Source organism: Kitasatospora indigofera (assembly GCF_014655955.1).
Taxonomy (GTDB): domain Bacteria; phylum Actinomycetota; class Actinomycetes; order Streptomycetales; family Streptomycetaceae; genus Kitasatospora; species Kitasatospora indigofera.
Window position 1 is genome coordinate 100,690 of the sequence record NZ_BNBO01000021.1, and the last position, 16,774, is coordinate 117,463.

A 16,774-nucleotide genomic window follows, 5' to 3' on the forward strand; every position below is an offset into this window, starting at 1 on the left:
CCGGAACGTCCTATTCTGCGCGCATGCCCCGTCGAAAACTGAGCGTCGTAGCCGCCGACTCCGCCCGGATCAACGCGGAGCTGGCCGAGCTGCGCAGCCGCCTGGACATCCACGCCGAGTGGCCCGCCGAGGTGCTGGCCGAGGCCGAGGAGGTGGCCGGGGCACCCCGGGTGCCCGGCCACGACGCCACCGACCTGCCGCTGTTCACCGTCGACCCGCCGGGCTCCCGCGACCTCGACCAGGCCATGCACCTGGCGCACCGCCCCGGCGGCTTCCGGGTGCACTACGCGATCGCCGACGTGGCCGCCTTCGTCCGCTCCGGCGGCGCCGTCGACGCCGAGGCCCGGCGCCGGGTGCAGACCCTCTACTTCCCCGACCGCCGCGTCCCGCTGCATCCGGCCCGGCTCTCCGAGGACGCCGCCAGCCTGCTGCCGGGCGAGGTCCGGCCGGCCCTGCTCTGGCAGATCGACCTGGACGCCGACGGCGCCGTGGTCCTGGCCGACCTGCGCCGCGCCCAGGTCCGCTCGCGCCGCCGCCTGGACTACGCGGGCGTCCAGCAGGCCCTGGACTCCGGCACCGCCGACGAGCAGCAGACCCTGCTCGCCACCGTCGGCCGGCTGCGCGAGCAGCAGGAACAGGCCCGGGGCGGGATCAGCCTGCCCGTCCCCGAGCAGGAGGTGGAGGAGAGCCCGCACGGCTACCGGCTCGCCTACCGGGCCCAGCTGCCGGTGGAGGGCTGGAACGCCCAGATCTCCCTGCTCACCGGCATGGCGGCGGCCGACCTGATGCTCGACGCGGGCGTCGGCCTGCTCCGCACCCTGCCCGCCGCGCCCGAGTCCGCCTACGCCCGGCTGCGCCGGACCGCCGAGGCCCTGCGGGTGCACTGGCCGGACACCGTGCGCTACCCGGAGCTGATCCGCTCGCTGGACCCGCACGTGCCGCTGAACGCCGCCTTCCTCAACGAGTGCACCGGCCTGCTGCGCGGCGCCGGCTACCACTCCTTCGACGAGTCGCAGGGCCTGCCGGCGCCCGCCGACCCGGGCCACGCCGCCCTCGCGGCGCCGTACGCGCACTGCACCGCGCCGCTGCGCCGGCTGGCCGACCGCTTCGCGCTGGAGATCTGCGTGGCCGTCGCCGGGGGAGCCGACGTGCCGTCCTGGGTGCGCGGGGCACTGCCCCTGCTGCCCGCGCTGATGGCCGGCGGGGACCGCCGGGCCAACGAGGTGGAGCGGGCCTGCGTGGACCTGGTGGAGGCCGAACTCCTGCACGGCCGCGAGGGCGAGGACTTCGACGCGGTGGTCATCGACGTCGACGAGCGCAAGCCGGCCACCGGCACCGTCCAGCTCCGCGAGCCGGCCGTCCGGGCCAGGTGCGACGGGGACGGCGGGCGGCGGCTGCCGCTGGGCGAGCTGATCCGGGTCCGGCTGACGGCGGCGGACCCCGCCACCCGTACGGTCCGCTTCGCCCCCGCGTAGCGCCCCGGCGGGTGCGATGATCAGCGGGTGGTCGAACTCACCGCCCCGCCGGGCCGCCGCCGCCGGCAGCTGATCCTCGGGATCTGCTGCCTCAGTCTGTTCATCGTCGGTCTGGACAACACCGTGGTGAACATCGCGCTCCCGGCGATCCAGAAGGACCTGGACGCCCCCGCCTCCGGGCTGCAATGGATCATCGACGCGTACACCCTGGTGCTCGCGGCCCTGCTGATGCTGTTCGGCTCGGTGGCCGACCGCTTCGGCCGCCGCCGGGTCTTCCAGACCGGGCTGCTGCTGTTCGTCCTCGGCTCGCTGTTCTGCAGCCTCGCGCCGAGCCTGGAGTGGCTGATCGCGGCCCGGGCGTTGCAGGCCGTCGGCGGGGCGATGCTCAACCCGGTGGCGATGTCGATCATCACCAACACCTTCACCGACCCCCGCGAGCGGGCCCGGGCCATCGGCATCTGGGGCGGCGTGGTCGGCATCAGCATGGCGCTCGGCCCGCTGCTCGGCGGCTTCCTGGTCGCCGGCGCCGGCTGGCCGTCGGTCTTCCTGATCAACGTCCCGGTCGGGCTGGTCGCCTGCCTGCTGACCGCCCGCTACGTCCCCGAGTCGCGCTCCCCGAAGCCCCGCAGGCTCGACCCGGTCGGACAGCTGCTGATGATCGTCCTGCTCGGCTCGGGCACCGCCGCCATCATCGAGGGCCCGGAGCACGGCTGGACCTCGCCGCTGATCCTGACCCTCGCGGCCGTCGCGCTGGCCGCCCTGGCCGCCTTCCCGCTCTGGGAGCGGCGGGTCCCGGAGCCGCTGATCGACCTGCGGTTCTTCCACAGCGTCCCGTTCACCGGCGCCACCGTCACCGCCGTCTGCGCCTTCGCGGCGCTCGGCGGGTTCCTCTTCCTCAACACCCTCTACCTCCAGGACGTCCGGCACTACAGCCCGGTCGAGGCCGGACTCTGGACGCTGCCGATGGCCGGCATGATGCTGGTCTGCGCCCCGCTCTCCGGGCGGATCGTGGGCAGTCGCGGCCCGCGCGGGCCGCTGGTCGCCGCCGGGCTCGGCCTCGCCGCCAGCGGCCTGCTGCTGACCAGGCTCACCGCGGACGCCCCGGCCGCACTGCTGCTCGTCGCGTACGCGCTGTTCGGCTTCGGGTTCGGCATGGTGAACGCGCCGATCACCAACACCGCCGTCTCCGGCATGCCGCGGGCCCAGGCCGGCGTCGCCGCCGCGGTCGCCTCCACCAGCCGTCAGGTCGGCCAGTCCCTCGGGGTCGCCGTGATCGGCACCGTCGTCACCTCGGCCGTCGTCGGCCCGGTGGCCACCGGCTTCGCCGCCGCCAGCCACGCCGGCTGGTGGATCATCATCGGCCTCGGCCTCGCCGTCCTGCTGCTCGGCCTGGTCACCACCACCGGCTGGGCCGCCCGCACCGCGGCCGAGGTCGCCGCCGGATTCGGCCCCGACCGCCTCCCCGGACGGACCCCCGACCCGGCCGGGGTAGGGGACGCGCCGCCCGAGCGGCTACGATGACCACTACGGCGGACGAGCCGGCCGGGCGGTCGCGTCGGGTCCCTTCTGGGGGCCCGCCGAGGAACGTCCGGGCTCCACAGAGCAGGGTGGTGGGTAACGCCCACCCGGGGTGACCCGCGGGACAGTGCCACAGAAAACAGACCGCCGGCGGCCTCGGCCACCGGTAAGGGTGAAACGGTGGTGTAAGAGACCACCAGCGACCGAGGTGACTCGGCCGGCTAGGTAAACCCCACTCGGAGCAAGGTCAAGATCGGTGCCTCCGGGCACCGTGCGCGAGTGTTCGAGGGCTGCTCGCCCGAGCTCGCGGGTAGACCGCACGAGGCTGTCGGCAACGGCAGCCCTAGATGGATGACCGCCTCCCCGGGCCGCGCAAGCACCCCGGGAGACAAAACCCGGCGTACAGGCCGGCTCGTCCGTCGCTCAGCCGAGAAGGCCCCCTGGCCTGCATTCGTGCAGGCCAGGGGGCCTTTCTGCGTCCGCCCCGGTTGTCTGGACGCCGACGCTCCGGGCCGTGACGGCAGCCCGTCCGCTCAGCGGGCGAGCAGGGCCGCCTCCGCGACGTCCGGGTCCGGGTGGGCCTGCCAGCGGGCCAGTTCCTCCTGCCAGTGCGGGGGCCAGGACTCCCGCCCGCCGATGGTGCTGACGAGCTCCACGGCGAGCGCGGCGGCGGCGGTCGTGGCGCGGGCCCGGAGATGCTGGAGCACCGCCAGGGCGGCCTCGGGCGGCGGGCGGTCGTCCCAGGCGAGGCCGGAGTCCTGGGCGACCTGGGCCAGCCGGAGCGGATGGCCCTCCGCCAGGTCGAGGCAGCGGTCCCAGAGGTGCGGCGCCGGATCGCCGGCCGTCAGGGCGCGGACCGCGACGATCTGCGCCGCGCGCGCCGCCCGGCCCGTCAGGCCGGCCCGGGTGAGCGGCTCGACCAGGCCGTCCAGCAGTTCCGGCGCCAGGGTGCCGAAGGTGCCGCCGGCCAGTCCGGCCAGCCGCAGCCGGGCCTGCTCCCGTCGGCCGTCGCCCCCGGTGGCCAGCTCGGCCAGCCGGGAGACCACCTCCGGCCACCGGGCCCGCACGGCCGGCTCCTCCGGGCGGAGGGAGAACACCGTCGCGGCCTTCCGCCAGACCCGGTCCGCCCGGCCGAAGGCCAGCAGCTGCGCCGCCGCCGCGCGGGCCGCCGCCTCGCCGGTACGGCCGCGCCGGACCACCGCGCCGAAGGCGTCCTCCACCACGTCCGGGTCGGGATGGACCGCCGCCGCTGCCAGGAACTCCTCCCACGCCGCCCGCGCCGGTCCGGGCAGCGGACGCGCGCGGGCCGCCAGCACCGCCTCCCGCACGGCGGGTTCACCGAGCCATCCGTGCAGCCGGTCGCCCACACCCGGCCGGTCGAGCAGGCACACCATCAGCTCGCCCAGCGCCGCCCGCACATCGCGGTGCAGGCCCGGGTGGTCCCAGACGGCGACGGCCGTCCGGGCAGCCGCGTCCGGCGGGAGGTCGGCGAGGGCCCGGGCGAGCTCCTTGCCGACGCCGACCGGGAGGTCCGGCGCGAGCAGCGTCCCGCGCAGCAGCGCCACGGCCTCGCCGTCCGGCGTGCGGGCGAGCACCCGGCGCAGGCCGCGGGCGGCGGCCCGGCCGCGGACCCCGCCGCCCAGCTGGGCGAGCAGCACGGGCAGGGTCCTCGCGGGATCGCCGACCTCCGCCAGCCGCAGCAGGGCCGCGGCGGCCACCGGCTGCGGTGCCCGGCCGATCACCTCCAGCAGGTCGGAGGGGTCGGTGAGGACGGCGGCGGCGGCCGTGCGCAGCGTGATCGTCCGGTCCTCGCCGTGGGCCAGGGGCGCCACCAGCGCGGTGTGCAGGGCCCGGTCCGTACGGGAGGCGTCCGCGGGGAGGGCCGGCACCCAGGGCAGCGCGAGCCGGCGATGGGCGGTCAGGACGGGGCCGATCAGGTCGGTCCGTCGCCGGACCAGCACCCGCCACACCTCGTCCGTCGCGGCGAGGGCCGGGTCGGCCCGGACCACCTGCTCGCAGCGGCGCTCCCGGGTCCACTTCTTCCGCAGCAGCAGCCGGACCGCGCGGGCGCGGACCGCGAGGTCGTCCTCGCCGTTCACGATCCCCAGCGACCAGTGATCGACCACCTGAAGGCGGGGAAGCATCTCCGCCGCCGACAGCAGCCGCTCCGGCCCGCGCAGCCGGGGGTCCGAACGCAGGCGTGCCCAGACCTTCCACGCGAAGGGCCGGTGCCCGACCAATGGCCCGACCGGCTCGGTGCAGCGCGGGTGTTCCCGCAGCTGGGCGAGGACGGCCAGCAGTTCGGCGACCCGGCCGGTGTCGCGGGCCCCGGCGGCCTGACGGATCGTCCGGGCGAGCCAGCGCGCGGTGGCGTCGAGGCAGCGCGCGGTCGAGTCGCGTGCCTGGAGGACGGTCATGGCCGCGTCGCGCAGGACGTCCTCCGGCACGGCGGCGAGGAACTCCTCCGGCGTCTCGGCCGCCCGGAGCAGCGCGAGCTCCCGGACCTCGGGGTGGTCGTGCCAGGCCCGTTCGCTGCGCCGCAGCACCCGGGCGTACTCGGCGGGATCGCCGTTGAGCGCGGCGCACTGGAGCAGCGCCGACCAGCCGTAGCAGCGCATGTGCCGGCTGTGGTCCCCGGCCAGCCGGGCGAGCCGGTCCTCGGCCTCGGCGAGGGGAAGGAACCTGACCGTGGCGGCCAGGCGGTTCTCCCGGCCCTTCCGGCCGGCCAGGTGGTCGCGCACCACGAGGGCCCGTTCCCGCGGGTCGAGGGCGAGCAGCAGCGGACCGTGCGGGCGGTTGCGCGGCTGGGCGGCGAGCAGTTCACGGGCGACGCGGTGCCGCTCGGACGGTTCGAGCAGCTGGAGCACGGGCTCGGGCCTCGGCTGCCGGAACGGGCCGAGGGGTGCTCGCGGACGGCAGGCCCTGGCGAGCAGGGCCAGCTCCTCGGCCGGCAGGGCACGCAGGGCCCGGCGGACCCGCTCCGGCAGTTCGCCGGCCGGAACGGGCAGGTCGACCGCGTTCCGCCGGACGGTGGCCACCAGCGCGGCCGGTTCGGCGAGCAGGTGGACGACGGCCTCGGCGGGCAGCAGGTCCGGGCGGTGGTGGAGGACGGCCAGTCCGGCCCCCCGGTCGCGGCGGGCCGCCCCGGTGATCAGCCGGTCGCGCTGCCGGACGGGGAGCCGGGCGTCGGCGGGTCGGTCGGCCTGGTGCAGCAGGTACTCCGTCAGCGCGCGGGGGGCGGTCCGGGCGAGCGAGCAGAGGACTCCCTCGGGAACGGGCAGCCGGGGCAGCCAGGCGTCGACCAGGGCGGGGGTGCAGGCGGGCAGGAGCCGGGCCGCCTCCTGGCCGCCGTGGAGCTGGTCCACCTCGGGGAGCAGGCGGTCGGCGAGGGCGTGGCGCCTGCTCCGGCGGAGCAGCCGGTAGAGGGCGTGCCGGTGGGCCCGCGGCGCCGTGCGGGCGACCTCGGCCAGGACCTCGTCCGGGACGGGCAGCCGGCCGGCGGCCGCCAGGGCGCGGGGGCGGAGCAGCGGATCGTGGAGAGCCGTGACGACTCTCGCCAGGTCGCGCCGGACCACGGCGAAGAAGAGTGCGGTGTGCCGGTCCTGGGAGTCGCCGGAGTCGAGGGCCGCGCGCAGCTCCTCGTACGCGTCAGGGGCAAGGGCCCTGGCGTGGTGTGCGAGAGCGGCCTGGCGCGCGGGCCGGGGGAGCCGGTCGAACAGGGCGGGATGCTGGGGAACGTCGTAGGTCATCGCGATCACCGGGAGTTCGCGAGGCCAGCCTTTCGGATCATCATGGGCGTGATCATGGCGTCGGCCCCGGCGGTGCGCAACCGGTTTTCCGTACCTGACGCGGGGCGCAGGGCCCGATCCTCCGGTCACGGGGTGGTAGGGAGGAAGCGAACCCGACCAGGGGCGGGCCCGGCCGTGCGCCGGGTCCGCCCCTCCGGGGTGAGGGTGCCCCGGAGACGACGCAGCGGAGAGCGTGGCGCAATGAATCAAGAGCCGAAGGCGTGGTACAGCGCCAGAACCTTCTACCGATGGCTGCCCTGGGAGAACCGGCCCTACGAGGAGCGCGTCGTGCTGTTCCGCGCCCGGTCCCTCGACGAGGCGATCGGGCTGGCCGAGCGGGAGGCGGCGGAGTACGCCGGGGAGAGCGACTTCGAAGTCCTCGACATGGTGCAGGCCCACCGGATCTCCGACGGTGACGAGGAGTTGGGCGTGGGGACGGAGGTGTTCTCCAAACTGCACGCGCTCGACCTCACGGCGGACGAGTTCCTCGACCGCTACGACTCGGGACCGGCACACACGCAGATCAGCGACTGAGCCACCGCCCGGCGTCCGGCCCGGCTCTGACCAACAGCGTGGGTGGGACCGGGCCGGACGCGTGGGTCGTCCGGCACCTCGCCGGCCGGGCACCTCGCCGGCCCGGCACGTCGCCGACCGGGCACCTTGCCGGCCGTCGCCCGACGGGCACCGGACGCACGGTCGGCGGGGAACCGGCCCGCCGCGCGGGCGGAGGCCACGGCTGTGCGCTGCCCGGACGCCCGTGCCCGGGGGCGCCCGGCCGGTTCGGGTCAGGGCCGGCGGGCGAGGAGTTGGAGCAGGCCCGTGAGGGCCACGCCGGCGACGATCTCGCGCCGGTTGATCATGGCCTGGACGCGGTCGAGGGGGATCCACTCGATGCGGTCCGCCTCGTGGGTGTCGACGGGCGGGGCGACGAACTCGGCGCCCCGGGCCAGGAAGACGTGGTGCTCGGCGTTGCTCATCCCGCCGACCGGCTGGGTGTAGACGAGCGGCTCCACCGCGCCGACGCGCCAGCCGGTCTCCTCCTCGACCTCGCGGACGGCGGCGGCCGCGACCTCCTCACCGTCCTCGACGATGCCGCAGGGGATCTCCCAGTTCCAGGTGTCGGTGGTGAAGCGGTGGCGCCACATCATCAGCACCTCGTCCCGCTCGTTCAGGACGACCGTCGCCGCGACCGGTGCCCAGCGCACCAGGTGGTGCTCGTAGCGGGGGTACCCGGGCGGCTCGACGTCGACCAGGGCCAGCTCCATCCACGGGCTGCTGTAGACGGTGCGGCTGCCGTGGATCGTCCACTCGCTCAACGGGACCTCTCAGGAATGTCGACGCCGGTGGGCGTCATCCTGTCAGAGGTCCTTCCCCGGCGGCGAGGCGCGCCCTGCCCGCCGGTGAGCAGCCGGAACGGCGGGCCGGGAGCCCGGCACCGCCCCGCCCGGCCCGTCGGAACGGCGGCCGCGCGGGGCTCCGGAATGCACGGTCCCGCCGGGGGGAGTGAACTCACGGAGGGTAATCACCGGGCCGAAGTACGCGGTCGAATCGGGCATTTCAGGATTTTGCCGTGGTTGCATTCCAGGGGTGGCGTCCGGGCGATCTCTTTACTCTCCCGATCTTGCTGATCGGCCCGTGATCTGGATGTAATGGTTCTCTCTTCAGCAGGTGCATGCCACAGGAAAGCTGTTCCACGTGACTCATCACACACCCCCGGACGTCACGCAGTCACCGGCCGCACGACGGAACCGGAACGCGGGCGCGGCGCGTCCCCGTGCCCGGCGGGGCGAGGCCGACGCCGCCCTGCTGTCCGTCGGGCCCGCCCTGCTGGACGCGCCCGGCGGCCGGTACCTGACCGATGCGGGTGTCCGCCGGCACGAGCGGCGCAACACGCTGCACACCCTGTACGGGCTGATGGAACTCGCCAGACACGCGGAGAGACGGCCCGAGCTGATCGCCGCGACGCCCGGCGTTCCGCTCGTCGCGGTCTCCGAGGTCCTGGCCCGGGTCGAAGACCCGCTGGTTCGGGCCCAGTTGGTGGGGAAGCTGCTCGCCGCCGCGGAGCGCGGGGTGCGGCTGCGGCTCAGCCCCGACGCCTCGCTGCCGAGCTGTCCCGTCCGGGCCGGTGAGATCGTCACCGTGCTCGGCAACCTGATCGACAACGCCACGGACGCGGTGCTGGAGTCCGGCCGGGCCGACCCCTGGGTCGAGGTCGGGCTCGGGCTGGCCGCGGGCGCGGTCGAGCTGCGGGTGGCCGACAACGGGCCGGGCGTCGCACCGCACCTGCGGCAGTCGGTCTTCGGCCTGGGCTTCTCCACCAAGCGGCGCGCGGACGCACCGAACCGCGGGCTCGGCCTGGCGCTCGTCCGGGCCGTCGCCGAGGAGCGGGGCGGTTCGGTCACGGTGGCCGGGCGGGAGGGCGGCGGCGCCGTCTTCACCGTGCGGGTGCCGGCCGCCCCGCCGAGGTCCGCACGGACACCCGTGACCTCCCGGGGCGGCGAGCGGGGCGCGGCGTGATCGACGTCCTGGTCGTCGACGACGACTTCTACGTGGCGAGGATCAACGCCCACTACGTGTCCGAGGTCCCGGGCTTCCGGGTCGCCGGCATCGCGCACAGCGCGGCCCCCGCCCTCGCCGCCGTCGAGCGCGGCGGCATCGACCTGATCCTGCTCGACCAGCACCTGCCGAACGAGAGCGGACTCTCCCTCACCCGCCGGCTCCGGCAGCTCGGCCACGACATCGACGTCATCATGGTGACCGCCGACCGCCGGCCGGCCTCCGTCCGCGAGGCCATGCGGGCCGGCGTCCTGCACTACCTGGTCAAGCCGTTCACCAGCCAGGGGCTGCGCAGCAAGCTGGAGGCCTACGCCCAGGTGCGCGGCACCATCGACGACGGCACCGAGATGGACCAGGCCCGGATCGACCGGATGCTGGGCAGCCTGCGCACGCCCGAGGCCGCGCACTGCCTGCCCAAGGGGTACTCGGAGCGCACCGCCGAGCTGATCTCCTGCATCGTCACCGGGGCCGAGTGCCAGGTGTCCGCCCAGGAGGTCTCCGAGCAGGCCCGGATCAGCCGCTCCACGGCCCAGCGCTACCTCAAGTACCTGGCGGAGACCGGCACCTTGGAGATGACCCTGCGCTACGGCGACAGCGGGCGGCCCGAGCACATGTACTCCGGCGGCTGAGGCCGACCGCGGCCGGGCCGGGGCAACGCCGGGGCATCTCCGGGGCCGCCGGACCGGTGTCCCGGCGCGGCCGGCCGGGGCCGCCGGGTGGAGCCCGACCGGCCGTTGGACAAATGAGCAGAACCCACTTTCCGCAGTCAAGTCGGTTTGCGCTCACAACGATTGCGGCGCCCTCGTGATGACCTAGCCTCCAGGAAGAATCCAGAGCCAGGACCGAGGGCACAGGAATTTCCCAGGAATTTCCGCGCCAGGATGATGCGACAGGAAACCGATCCGTGCTGACCCGTATTCTTCCCCCGCCCGGACCCGCCAGGATGCTCACGTTCATCACCATGGTGATGGCCCTCGGGCAGGGGCTCTGGATGGCCATCAACGCGATCTACGCGGTGACGATGGTCCACCTCACGCCCGGCGAACTCGGCGTCAGCCTGGGCATCACGGCGGCCCTGGTCCTGGTGTCCAGCATCCCGCTGGGCCACCTCGCCGACCGGGCCGGGCCGCGGACCGTCCAGATGTGGTCGTTCCTGGCACTGGCCCCGCTGACCGCCGCGCTGCTGCTCGTCGAGGGCTTCTGGTCGTACCTGGTCGTCACCTCCGTCCAGGGGCTCGCCTACCGCTCCGGCAACAACGCCCGCAAGGCGATGATCGCGGCCAACGTGCCGCAGGGCGACCGGGTCCGGGTGATGGCGTACATCCGGGCGGCACTCAACGTGACCATCGCGATCGGCGCCTGCCTGTCCGGCCTGGTCCTCGCCTGGGGCGCCCGGGCCGGCTACCAGGGGGCCGTGGTGCTCACCGCCGTCTGCTTCCTCGTCACCGGGCTGCTCACCGCCAAGGAGGCCCCGGTGCCACCGGTGCCGGCCTCGGCGGGCGCGGCCTTCGCGGTGCTGCGCGACGTGCCGTTCCTGATGTTCACCGCCCTGGACGGGCTGCTCGTCACGCACGCCCTGCTGCTCGACCTGGTGCTGCCGCTCTGGGTGATCCACCACACCGGCGCGCCGCGCTGGATGAGCGCGGTCATCCTGCTGATCAACACCGCCTTCGTGGTGGCCTTCCAGACCAGGGTGGCGCGCGGCACCGACAACCCGAGGTCGGCGTCCTGGGCGAGCCTCCAGGGCGCGGGCTGCGTGGCGGTCGCCTGCGTCGTGTTCGCCATGACCAGCGGCGCCGGCCTGGCCCTCGCCTGCGCCCTGCTGGTGCTGGGCGCCCTGCTGCACGCGCTCGGCGAGATCCGGCAGGCGGCGGGGAGCTGGACCATCGCCTTCGACCTCGCGCCCGACCACGCCCAGGGCCAGTACCAGGGCACCTACAAGATGGGCGGCGACATCGGCAAGATGTTCGCCCCCGCGGTCTTCGCCTGGCTGGTCATCGACCACGGCGCGGCCGGCTGGATCGTGCTGGGCGTCTCGTACGCCGTGCTGGGCGCCGCGATGCCGGCCGTGGTGGCCCGGGGCACCCGCTCCCGCGCCCGCGCCGCGGCGGCGGAGCCGGTCGCCGCGAGCGCCTGAAGCCCGTCCCGGCCTGAAGCCCGTCCCGGCCTGAAGCCCGTCCCGGCCTGCGGTCCCGTGCCGGCCTGAGGCTCGTCCCGCCCGACGGCCCCGCCCGGCCCCGCCCTTGCGCCGAGTACCCCCACCACCCTCACCCACAGCGAAGGTTCACCCATGACCCGCACCATCGCTCCGCGGAGCGTGAATCTCCAAGGTGTCTGCCTGGTCGACGAGGCGCACGGCTGGGCCGTCGGCGACGGCGGCATGATCCTCGCGACCGGCGACGGCGGCCACCGCTGGCACGCGCAGGGCAGCACCGACAAGGACCTGCGCGCCGTCTGCTTCGCCGACACCGCGCGCGGCTGGATCGCCGGCCGCGACGGCACCCTCCTGCACACCACCGACGGCGGCCGGCACTGGGAGGCACGGGAGACCGGCACCGACCGCAACCTCTACGGCGTCTCCTTCGCGCCCGGCGGCCGCACCGGCTGGGCGGTCGGCGACAGCGGCACCGTCCTCGTCTCCGTCGACGGCGGGGCGAGCTGGCAGCCGCAGCGCTCCGACGACACCCACTTCACCCGCTGCTTCGCGCTGGACGAGCGGACCGCCTGGATCATCGGCAAGCGCGGTGCGGTCCACGCCACCACCGACGGCGGCGCGACCTGGGTCGTCCAGGACAGCGGCACGACGGTGGACCTGCGCGGCATCCACGCCGTCTCGCCCCGGCTCTGCTGGGCGGTCGGCCGGACGGGCACCGTGCTGCGCTCCGAGGACGGCGGCGCCACCTGGGCCGCCGCGGACGCCGGCACCGGGCTCGACCTGTACGGGCTGTGGGCCGCGCCCGACGGCCGAGAGGTCAGGACCTCCGGTGACGACGGCGTCGTCCTCGCCTCCCACGACGGCGGCCGGAGCTGGTCCCCGCAGCCCAGCGGCACGGCCAAGGACGTGGTCGCGCTCGCCTTCGCCCCCGACGCCCGGCAGGGCTGGGCGGTCGGCGACTCCGGTCTGATCCTGGCCACCGGGGACGGCGGCGGCAGCTGGACGGCGCAGCTCGGCGGCATCCACAAGGACCTGGTGGGCGTGCACGGCGCGGGCGCGGCCCGCTGGGCGGTCGGGCAGGACGGCCTGCTCGCGGTCAGCACCGACGACGGCGCCACCTGGCAGCTGGGCGACACCGGCACGGGCGAACTGCTGTGGGACGTCGCCTTCCTGGCGGACGGCCGGCGCGGCCGGCTGGTCGGCGACGGCGGCCTGGTGCTGGCCACCGAGGACGGCGGCGCGACCTGGACCAGGCGGCCGACCCCCGTCGATGTGCCGCTGCTGAGCGTCCACTGCGAGGGTGAGCGCGGCTGGGTGGCCGGCGCCGCCGGGACGCTGCTGACCACCGAGGACGCCGGGGCCACCTGGCAGTTGGCCGACACCGGCACCGAACTGCCGCTGCTCGCCGTCCACTTCGCCCCCGGCGGCCGGCAGGGCTGGGCGGTCGGCGCGGAGGGCACCGTCCTGGCCAGCGACGACGGCGGGGCCTGCTGGCGGCGCCAGGACGCCGGCGTCCGGACCACCCTGACGGACGTCCAGGCCGGCCCCGACGGCACCGCCTGCATCGTCGGCCGGGCGGGCACCGTGCTGACCACCGAGGACGCCGGCCGGACCTGGACGCGGCGCGCCACCGGTACCGAAGTCAGCCTCTGGGGCGCCGCGTTCACCGCCTCCGGCGAGCTGGGCTGGGTGGTCGGCGACGGCGGCACGGTGCTCGCCAGCACCGACGCCGGCCGCACCTGGACCGCCCGGCCCAGCGGCGTCGCCGACAACCTCAAGGCCGTCTGGGCACAGCCGGACGGCGCCCGGGTGTACGCGGTCGGCGACGGCAGCTCCGTCCTCGCCAGCCACGACCGGGGCGTGACCTGGGCCTCGCACGTCGCGAGCACCGGCCGCAACCTCTACGGCGTGCACCTCTTCCCCGGCGGGCAGGACGGCTGGGCGGTCGGCGACGGCGGCACCGTCCTGACCACCCGCGGCGGCGGCCGCTGGACCGGGCAGCAGGCCGGCACCGCCGCGAACCTCTACTCCGTCTCGCCGTCCGACCGCTCCACCGCCTGGGCCGTGGGCCGGGCCGGCACCGTCCTCGCCACCCGGGACGCCGGGGCCCACTGGGAGCGGCAGGACAGCGGCAGCACCAAGGACCTGCTGGAGGTCCACGTCCGTCCCGGCGGCCGCACCGGCTGGGCGGTCGGCGACGGCGGCACCATCCTCGGCACCCGGGACGGCGGCGCCACCTGGGAGCACCAGCCGAGCCCGTACGCCGGCTGCGGCCTCTGGGCGGTGGACTTCGCCGACGACCGGACCGGCTGGGCGGTCGGCACCGGCGGCACCGTCTTCGCCACCCGGGACGGCGGCGCGCACTGGGAGACCCAGGACAGCGGCGGCGAGGACGACCTGATCGACGTCCACGCGGTGGACGCGCTGACCGCCTGGGCCGTCGGGCACCGCGGCACCGTCCTGCACACCCGGGACGGCGGCCGCAACTGGGAGCGCCGGGACTGCCCCACCCGGCAGAACTTCACCGCCGTGCACTTCTCGGCGGACGGCCGGACCGGCGGCGTGGTCGGCCGCAGCGACACCGTGATGACCACCGAGGACGGCGGTGCGACCTGGCGGGTCGCCACCACGGGCACCGGGATGTCCCTGTGGAACGTCCGGGTGCTCTCCCCTCGGGAGTCGTGGATCGTCGGCGACGAGGGCACCGTACTGTCGACCTCGGACGGCGGTACCAGCTGGGACCAGCACTTCTACAGTCCGGAGAAGGACACGGCCCCGCGCCGTCCCGGCCCGGACCGCAACCTGGAGGAGAAGGAAGACATGGCGCACCCGTTCGAGGACGTTCCCCCCACCACGCTCGCCGACCTGCTGGGCCGCGAGCAGGTCATGGACACCGGCATCCGCCCGCTCTGGGCGTCGCCGCGGGTCGCCGGACCGGCGTACACCGTGCAGTGCCCGCCCGGCGACAACCTGATGCTGCACGCCGCCATCTACCGCGCCGAGCCCGGCTCGGTCGTCGTGGTCGAGTCGGGGGACGTGGACTACGCGCTGGCCGGCGGCAACGTGTGCGCCGTCGCCCAGCGCCGGGGCATCGCCGCGTTCGTGGTCGACGGGGTCATCCGGGACCTGGGCGAGGTGCGCGAGGCGGGCTTCCCGGTGTTCTCGCGCGGCGTGATCCCGATCCCGGGCACCAAGAAGGAGCTCGGCGCGCTCGGCGTCCCGGTGCGGGTCGGCGGCGTGCTGGTGCACCCCGGCGACATCGTGGTGGCGGACGAGGAGGGGATCGTGGTCACCCCGGCCGCCCGCCAGGAGGAGATCCTGGGCGCCGCCCTGGCCAAGCTCGCCAAGGAGGCGGAGGAGTCGCTGGACGACTGGGAGGCGCAGCACCGGGCCCGGATCGAGAAGGCACTGGCCGAGCAGGGCTTCACCGGCTGACCGCCCCACCGGCCTGACCGGCCCGGCGGGTCGGTCCGGCCCGGCCGGCCGTCGACGGCACCCGCGCAGCGGCGCACCACGGGAGCGAACTCCCCCGGTGCGCCGCTGTTCTGCGTGTGCCAGGAGGCAACTCGCCGGTGCCGTGCGGCAAATGAGCAGAACACAGTTTTCTGGGTTAAGAGTGTCTAGAGGGTTAGCGCGCGCAACGGAGCCGCCGGAAGGCACCGTGACTAGCGTCGTCCGGGTCCAGTCACCGACGGGTTCGGATCGAGATGACCACAGCACTGAGTTTGCGCCTGGGCGCCGGCCTGCTCCACCACGCGCGCGTGCGGCCCGACGGCGTCGCGCTGACCGTCGGCCGCCGCGAGCACACCTACGGCGAGGCCGCCGCCACCGCGCGCCGGTGGGCCGCCCTGCTGGTCGAGGCGGCCGGCGGCCGCCCCCGCCGGGTCGGTGTGTTCGCCCACCGCAGCGAGGCCTCCTACCTCGGGGTGGCCGCCGCGCTGCTGGCCGGCGCCGCCTTCGTGCCGCTGAACCGCAAGTTCCCGGCCGAGCGCACCCGCTCCATGCTGGAGCGGGCCGACGTGGACGCGCTGATCGTCGACGCGGCCTCCCTGCCCGGGCTCGCCGGCCTGCTGCGCGGCCTGCCGCGCAAGCCGGTCGTGCTGCTGCCCGACGTCGTCCGCAGCCAGGCCGGCGACCTCGGCGACGTACGGCTGCTGGACGCGATGGACCTGGCCGCCGCCGCGCCGCTGGAGCAGCTGCCCGAGGTGTCGCCGGACGACCTCGCGTACCTGCTGTTCACCTCCGGCAGCACCGGCGTCCCGAAGGGCGTCCCGGTCACCCACGGCAACGTCCGGGCCTTCCTGGACGCCAACCAGGCGCGCTACCGGCTGACCCCCGACGACCGGCTCACCCAGACCTTCGACCAGACCTTCGACCTGTCGGTCTTCGACCTCTTCATGGCCTGGGAGAACGGTGCGCGGCTCTGCTCCACGGACCCGATCGAACTCCTCGCGCCCTTCAAGTACCTGGAGCGCAACGGGATCACCGTCTGGTTCTCGGTGCCCTCGGTGGGCGCGATGCTGCGCAGACGCGGCGTGCTCACCCCCGGCAGCATGCCGACGCTGCGCTGGAGCCTGTTCTGCGGTGAGGCGCTGCCCCGCGCCACCGCGGAGGCCTGGCAGGCGGCCGCCCCGAATTCCGTGGTGGAGAACCTCTACGGGCCCACCGAGCTGACCATCGCCTGCACGGTGCACCGCTGGGACCCGGCCACCAGCCCGGCCGCCTGCGCCCACGACAACGTCCCGATCGGCCGCCCCTACCCGGGCCTGCTGCCGCTGGTGGTGGACGAGCGGCTGGATCCGGTGCCGGACGGCGCGACCGGCGAGCTCTGCATGGCCGGAGCGCAGACCACCCCCGGCTACTGGCGGGCGCCCGGGATCACCGCCGAGCGCTGGTTCACCCACCAGGGCCGCAGTTACTACCGCACCGGCGACCTGGTCCGGCTCCAGGACGGCGAGTACGTCTGCCTCGGCCGCAACGACCAGCAGGTCAAGGTCGGCGGCCACCGGGTCGAACTGGGCGAGATCGAGGCCGTGCTGCGCCGCGCCGGCGCCGTCGAGGCGGTCGCGCTGCTCTGGCCCGACCCGGGCACCGTCACCGCCGTGGTGACCGGCGCGGACGACGTGGCCGCGCTGACGGCGGCCTGCGACGCCGCGCTGCCCGCCTACATGGCCCCGCGCGCCGTCCACCTCGTCGAGGAGATGCCGGTCAACGCCAACGGCAAGGTCGACCGCGCGGCGCTCCGCCGCCGGCTCGACGAGACCTCCACCGCCCGCAGTTGA

The 16,774-nt window shown here is 75.3% G+C and carries 10 protein-coding genes, 1 other RNA gene and 1 pseudogene; 10 read left to right on the forward strand and 2 right to left on the reverse strand.

Annotated features, from left to right (window positions below; translation table 11 throughout):
• Positions 1-23 precede the first annotated feature (23 nt).
• The 3 genes from IE329_RS19515 to rnpB all read left to right on the forward strand — a co-directional run bounded on the left by IE329_RS19515 (position 24) and on the right by rnpB (position 3,412).
• Positions 24-1,475: an RNB domain-containing ribonuclease gene (locus IE329_RS19515; protein ID WP_190212207.1), complete on the forward strand. Its 1,452-nt coding sequence runs from the start codon at positions 24-26 to the stop codon at positions 1,473-1,475.
• A 27-nt stretch (positions 1,476-1,502) separates the two neighbouring features.
• The gene (locus IE329_RS19520) at positions 1,503-2,996 is read left to right on the forward strand and encodes an MFS transporter (protein ID WP_190212208.1); all 1,494 of its coding nucleotides are present in this window, start codon (positions 1,503-1,505) and stop codon (positions 2,994-2,996) included.
• Between the two features lie 13 nt (positions 2,997-3,009).
• Positions 3,010-3,412: RNase P RNA component class A (gene rnpB, locus IE329_RS19525), an RNA gene on the forward strand.
• A 114-nt stretch (positions 3,413-3,526) separates the two neighbouring features.
• On the opposite strand, the gene IE329_RS19530 is transcribed toward rnpB, so the two are convergent.
• The gene (locus tag IE329_RS19530) at positions 3,527-6,742 is read right to left on the reverse strand and encodes a hypothetical protein (protein WP_190212209.1); all 3,216 of its coding nucleotides are present in this window, start codon (positions 6,740-6,742) and stop codon (positions 3,527-3,529) included.
• A gap of 240 nt (positions 6,743-6,982) precedes the next feature.
• On the opposite strand from IE329_RS19530, the gene IE329_RS19535 reads away from it, so the two are divergent.
• Complete coding sequence (locus IE329_RS19535) at positions 6,983-7,315, forward strand: hypothetical protein (RefSeq protein ID WP_190212210.1); 333 nt, start codon at positions 6,983-6,985, stop codon at positions 7,313-7,315.
• Between the two features lie 251 nt (positions 7,316-7,566).
• On the opposite strand, the gene IE329_RS19540 is transcribed toward IE329_RS19535, so the two are convergent.
• Positions 7,567-8,097: an NUDIX hydrolase gene (locus tag IE329_RS19540; RefSeq protein ID WP_229927595.1), complete on the reverse strand. Its 531-nt coding sequence runs from the start codon at positions 8,095-8,097 to the stop codon at positions 7,567-7,569.
• Positions 8,098-8,476: 379 nt separating this feature from the next.
• Between IE329_RS19540 and IE329_RS19545 the strand changes: the two genes are divergently transcribed.
• The 6 genes and pseudogenes from IE329_RS19545 (at position 8,477) to IE329_RS19565 (ending at position 16,774) form a co-directional block, all read left to right on the forward strand.
• A complete protein-coding gene (locus IE329_RS19545) occupies positions 8,477-9,298 on the forward strand; it encodes a sensor histidine kinase (protein WP_190212211.1) in 822 nt (273 codons plus the stop codon).
• The gene (locus tag IE329_RS19550) at positions 9,295-9,966 is read left to right on the forward strand and encodes a response regulator (protein WP_190212212.1); all 672 of its coding nucleotides are present in this window, start codon (positions 9,295-9,297) and stop codon (positions 9,964-9,966) included. Before IE329_RS19545 ends, IE329_RS19550 begins: the two co-directional genes overlap by 4 nt.
• 314 nt (positions 9,967-10,280) lie before the next feature.
• Positions 10,281-11,474, forward strand: a complete 1,194-nt coding sequence (locus IE329_RS19555) for an MFS transporter (protein WP_229927596.1) — start codon at positions 10,281-10,283, stop codon at positions 11,472-11,474.
• A gap of 153 nt (positions 11,475-11,627) precedes the next feature.
• Positions 11,628-14,228, forward strand: a pseudogene (locus IE329_RS19560) (YCF48-related protein); the annotation flags it as partial.
• Positions 14,229-14,312: 84 nt separating this feature from the next.
• The gene (locus tag IE329_RS40755) at positions 14,313-14,927 is read left to right on the forward strand and encodes an RraA family protein (protein ID WP_229927600.1); all 615 of its coding nucleotides are present in this window, start codon (positions 14,313-14,315) and stop codon (positions 14,925-14,927) included.
• Positions 14,928-15,199: 272 nt separating this feature from the next.
• Positions 15,200-16,774, forward strand: a complete 1,575-nt coding sequence (locus IE329_RS19565; protein ID WP_190212215.1) for an amino acid adenylation domain-containing protein — start codon at positions 15,200-15,202, stop codon at positions 16,772-16,774.

Excerpts from the sequence above, each read along its gene's own strand:
- IE329_RS19515 (WP_190212207.1), top strand. The coding sequence starts at position 24 with ATGCCCCGTCGAAAACTGAGCGTCGTAGCCGCCGACTCCGCCCGGATC.
- IE329_RS19530 (WP_190212209.1), bottom strand. The coding sequence starts at position 6,742 with ATGACCTACGACGTTCCCCAGCATCCCGCCCTGTTCGACCGGCTCCCC.
- IE329_RS19535 (WP_190212210.1), top strand. The coding sequence starts at position 6,983 with ATGAATCAAGAGCCGAAGGCGTGGTACAGCGCCAGAACCTTCTACCGA.
- IE329_RS19555 (WP_229927596.1), top strand. The coding sequence starts at position 10,281 with ATGCTCACGTTCATCACCATGGTGATGGCCCTCGGGCAGGGGCTCTGG.
- IE329_RS40755 (WP_229927600.1), top strand. The coding sequence starts at position 14,313 with ATGGCGCACCCGTTCGAGGACGTTCCCCCCACCACGCTCGCCGACCTG.
- IE329_RS19565 (WP_190212215.1), top strand. The coding sequence starts at position 15,200 with ATGACCACAGCACTGAGTTTGCGCCTGGGCGCCGGCCTGCTCCACCAC.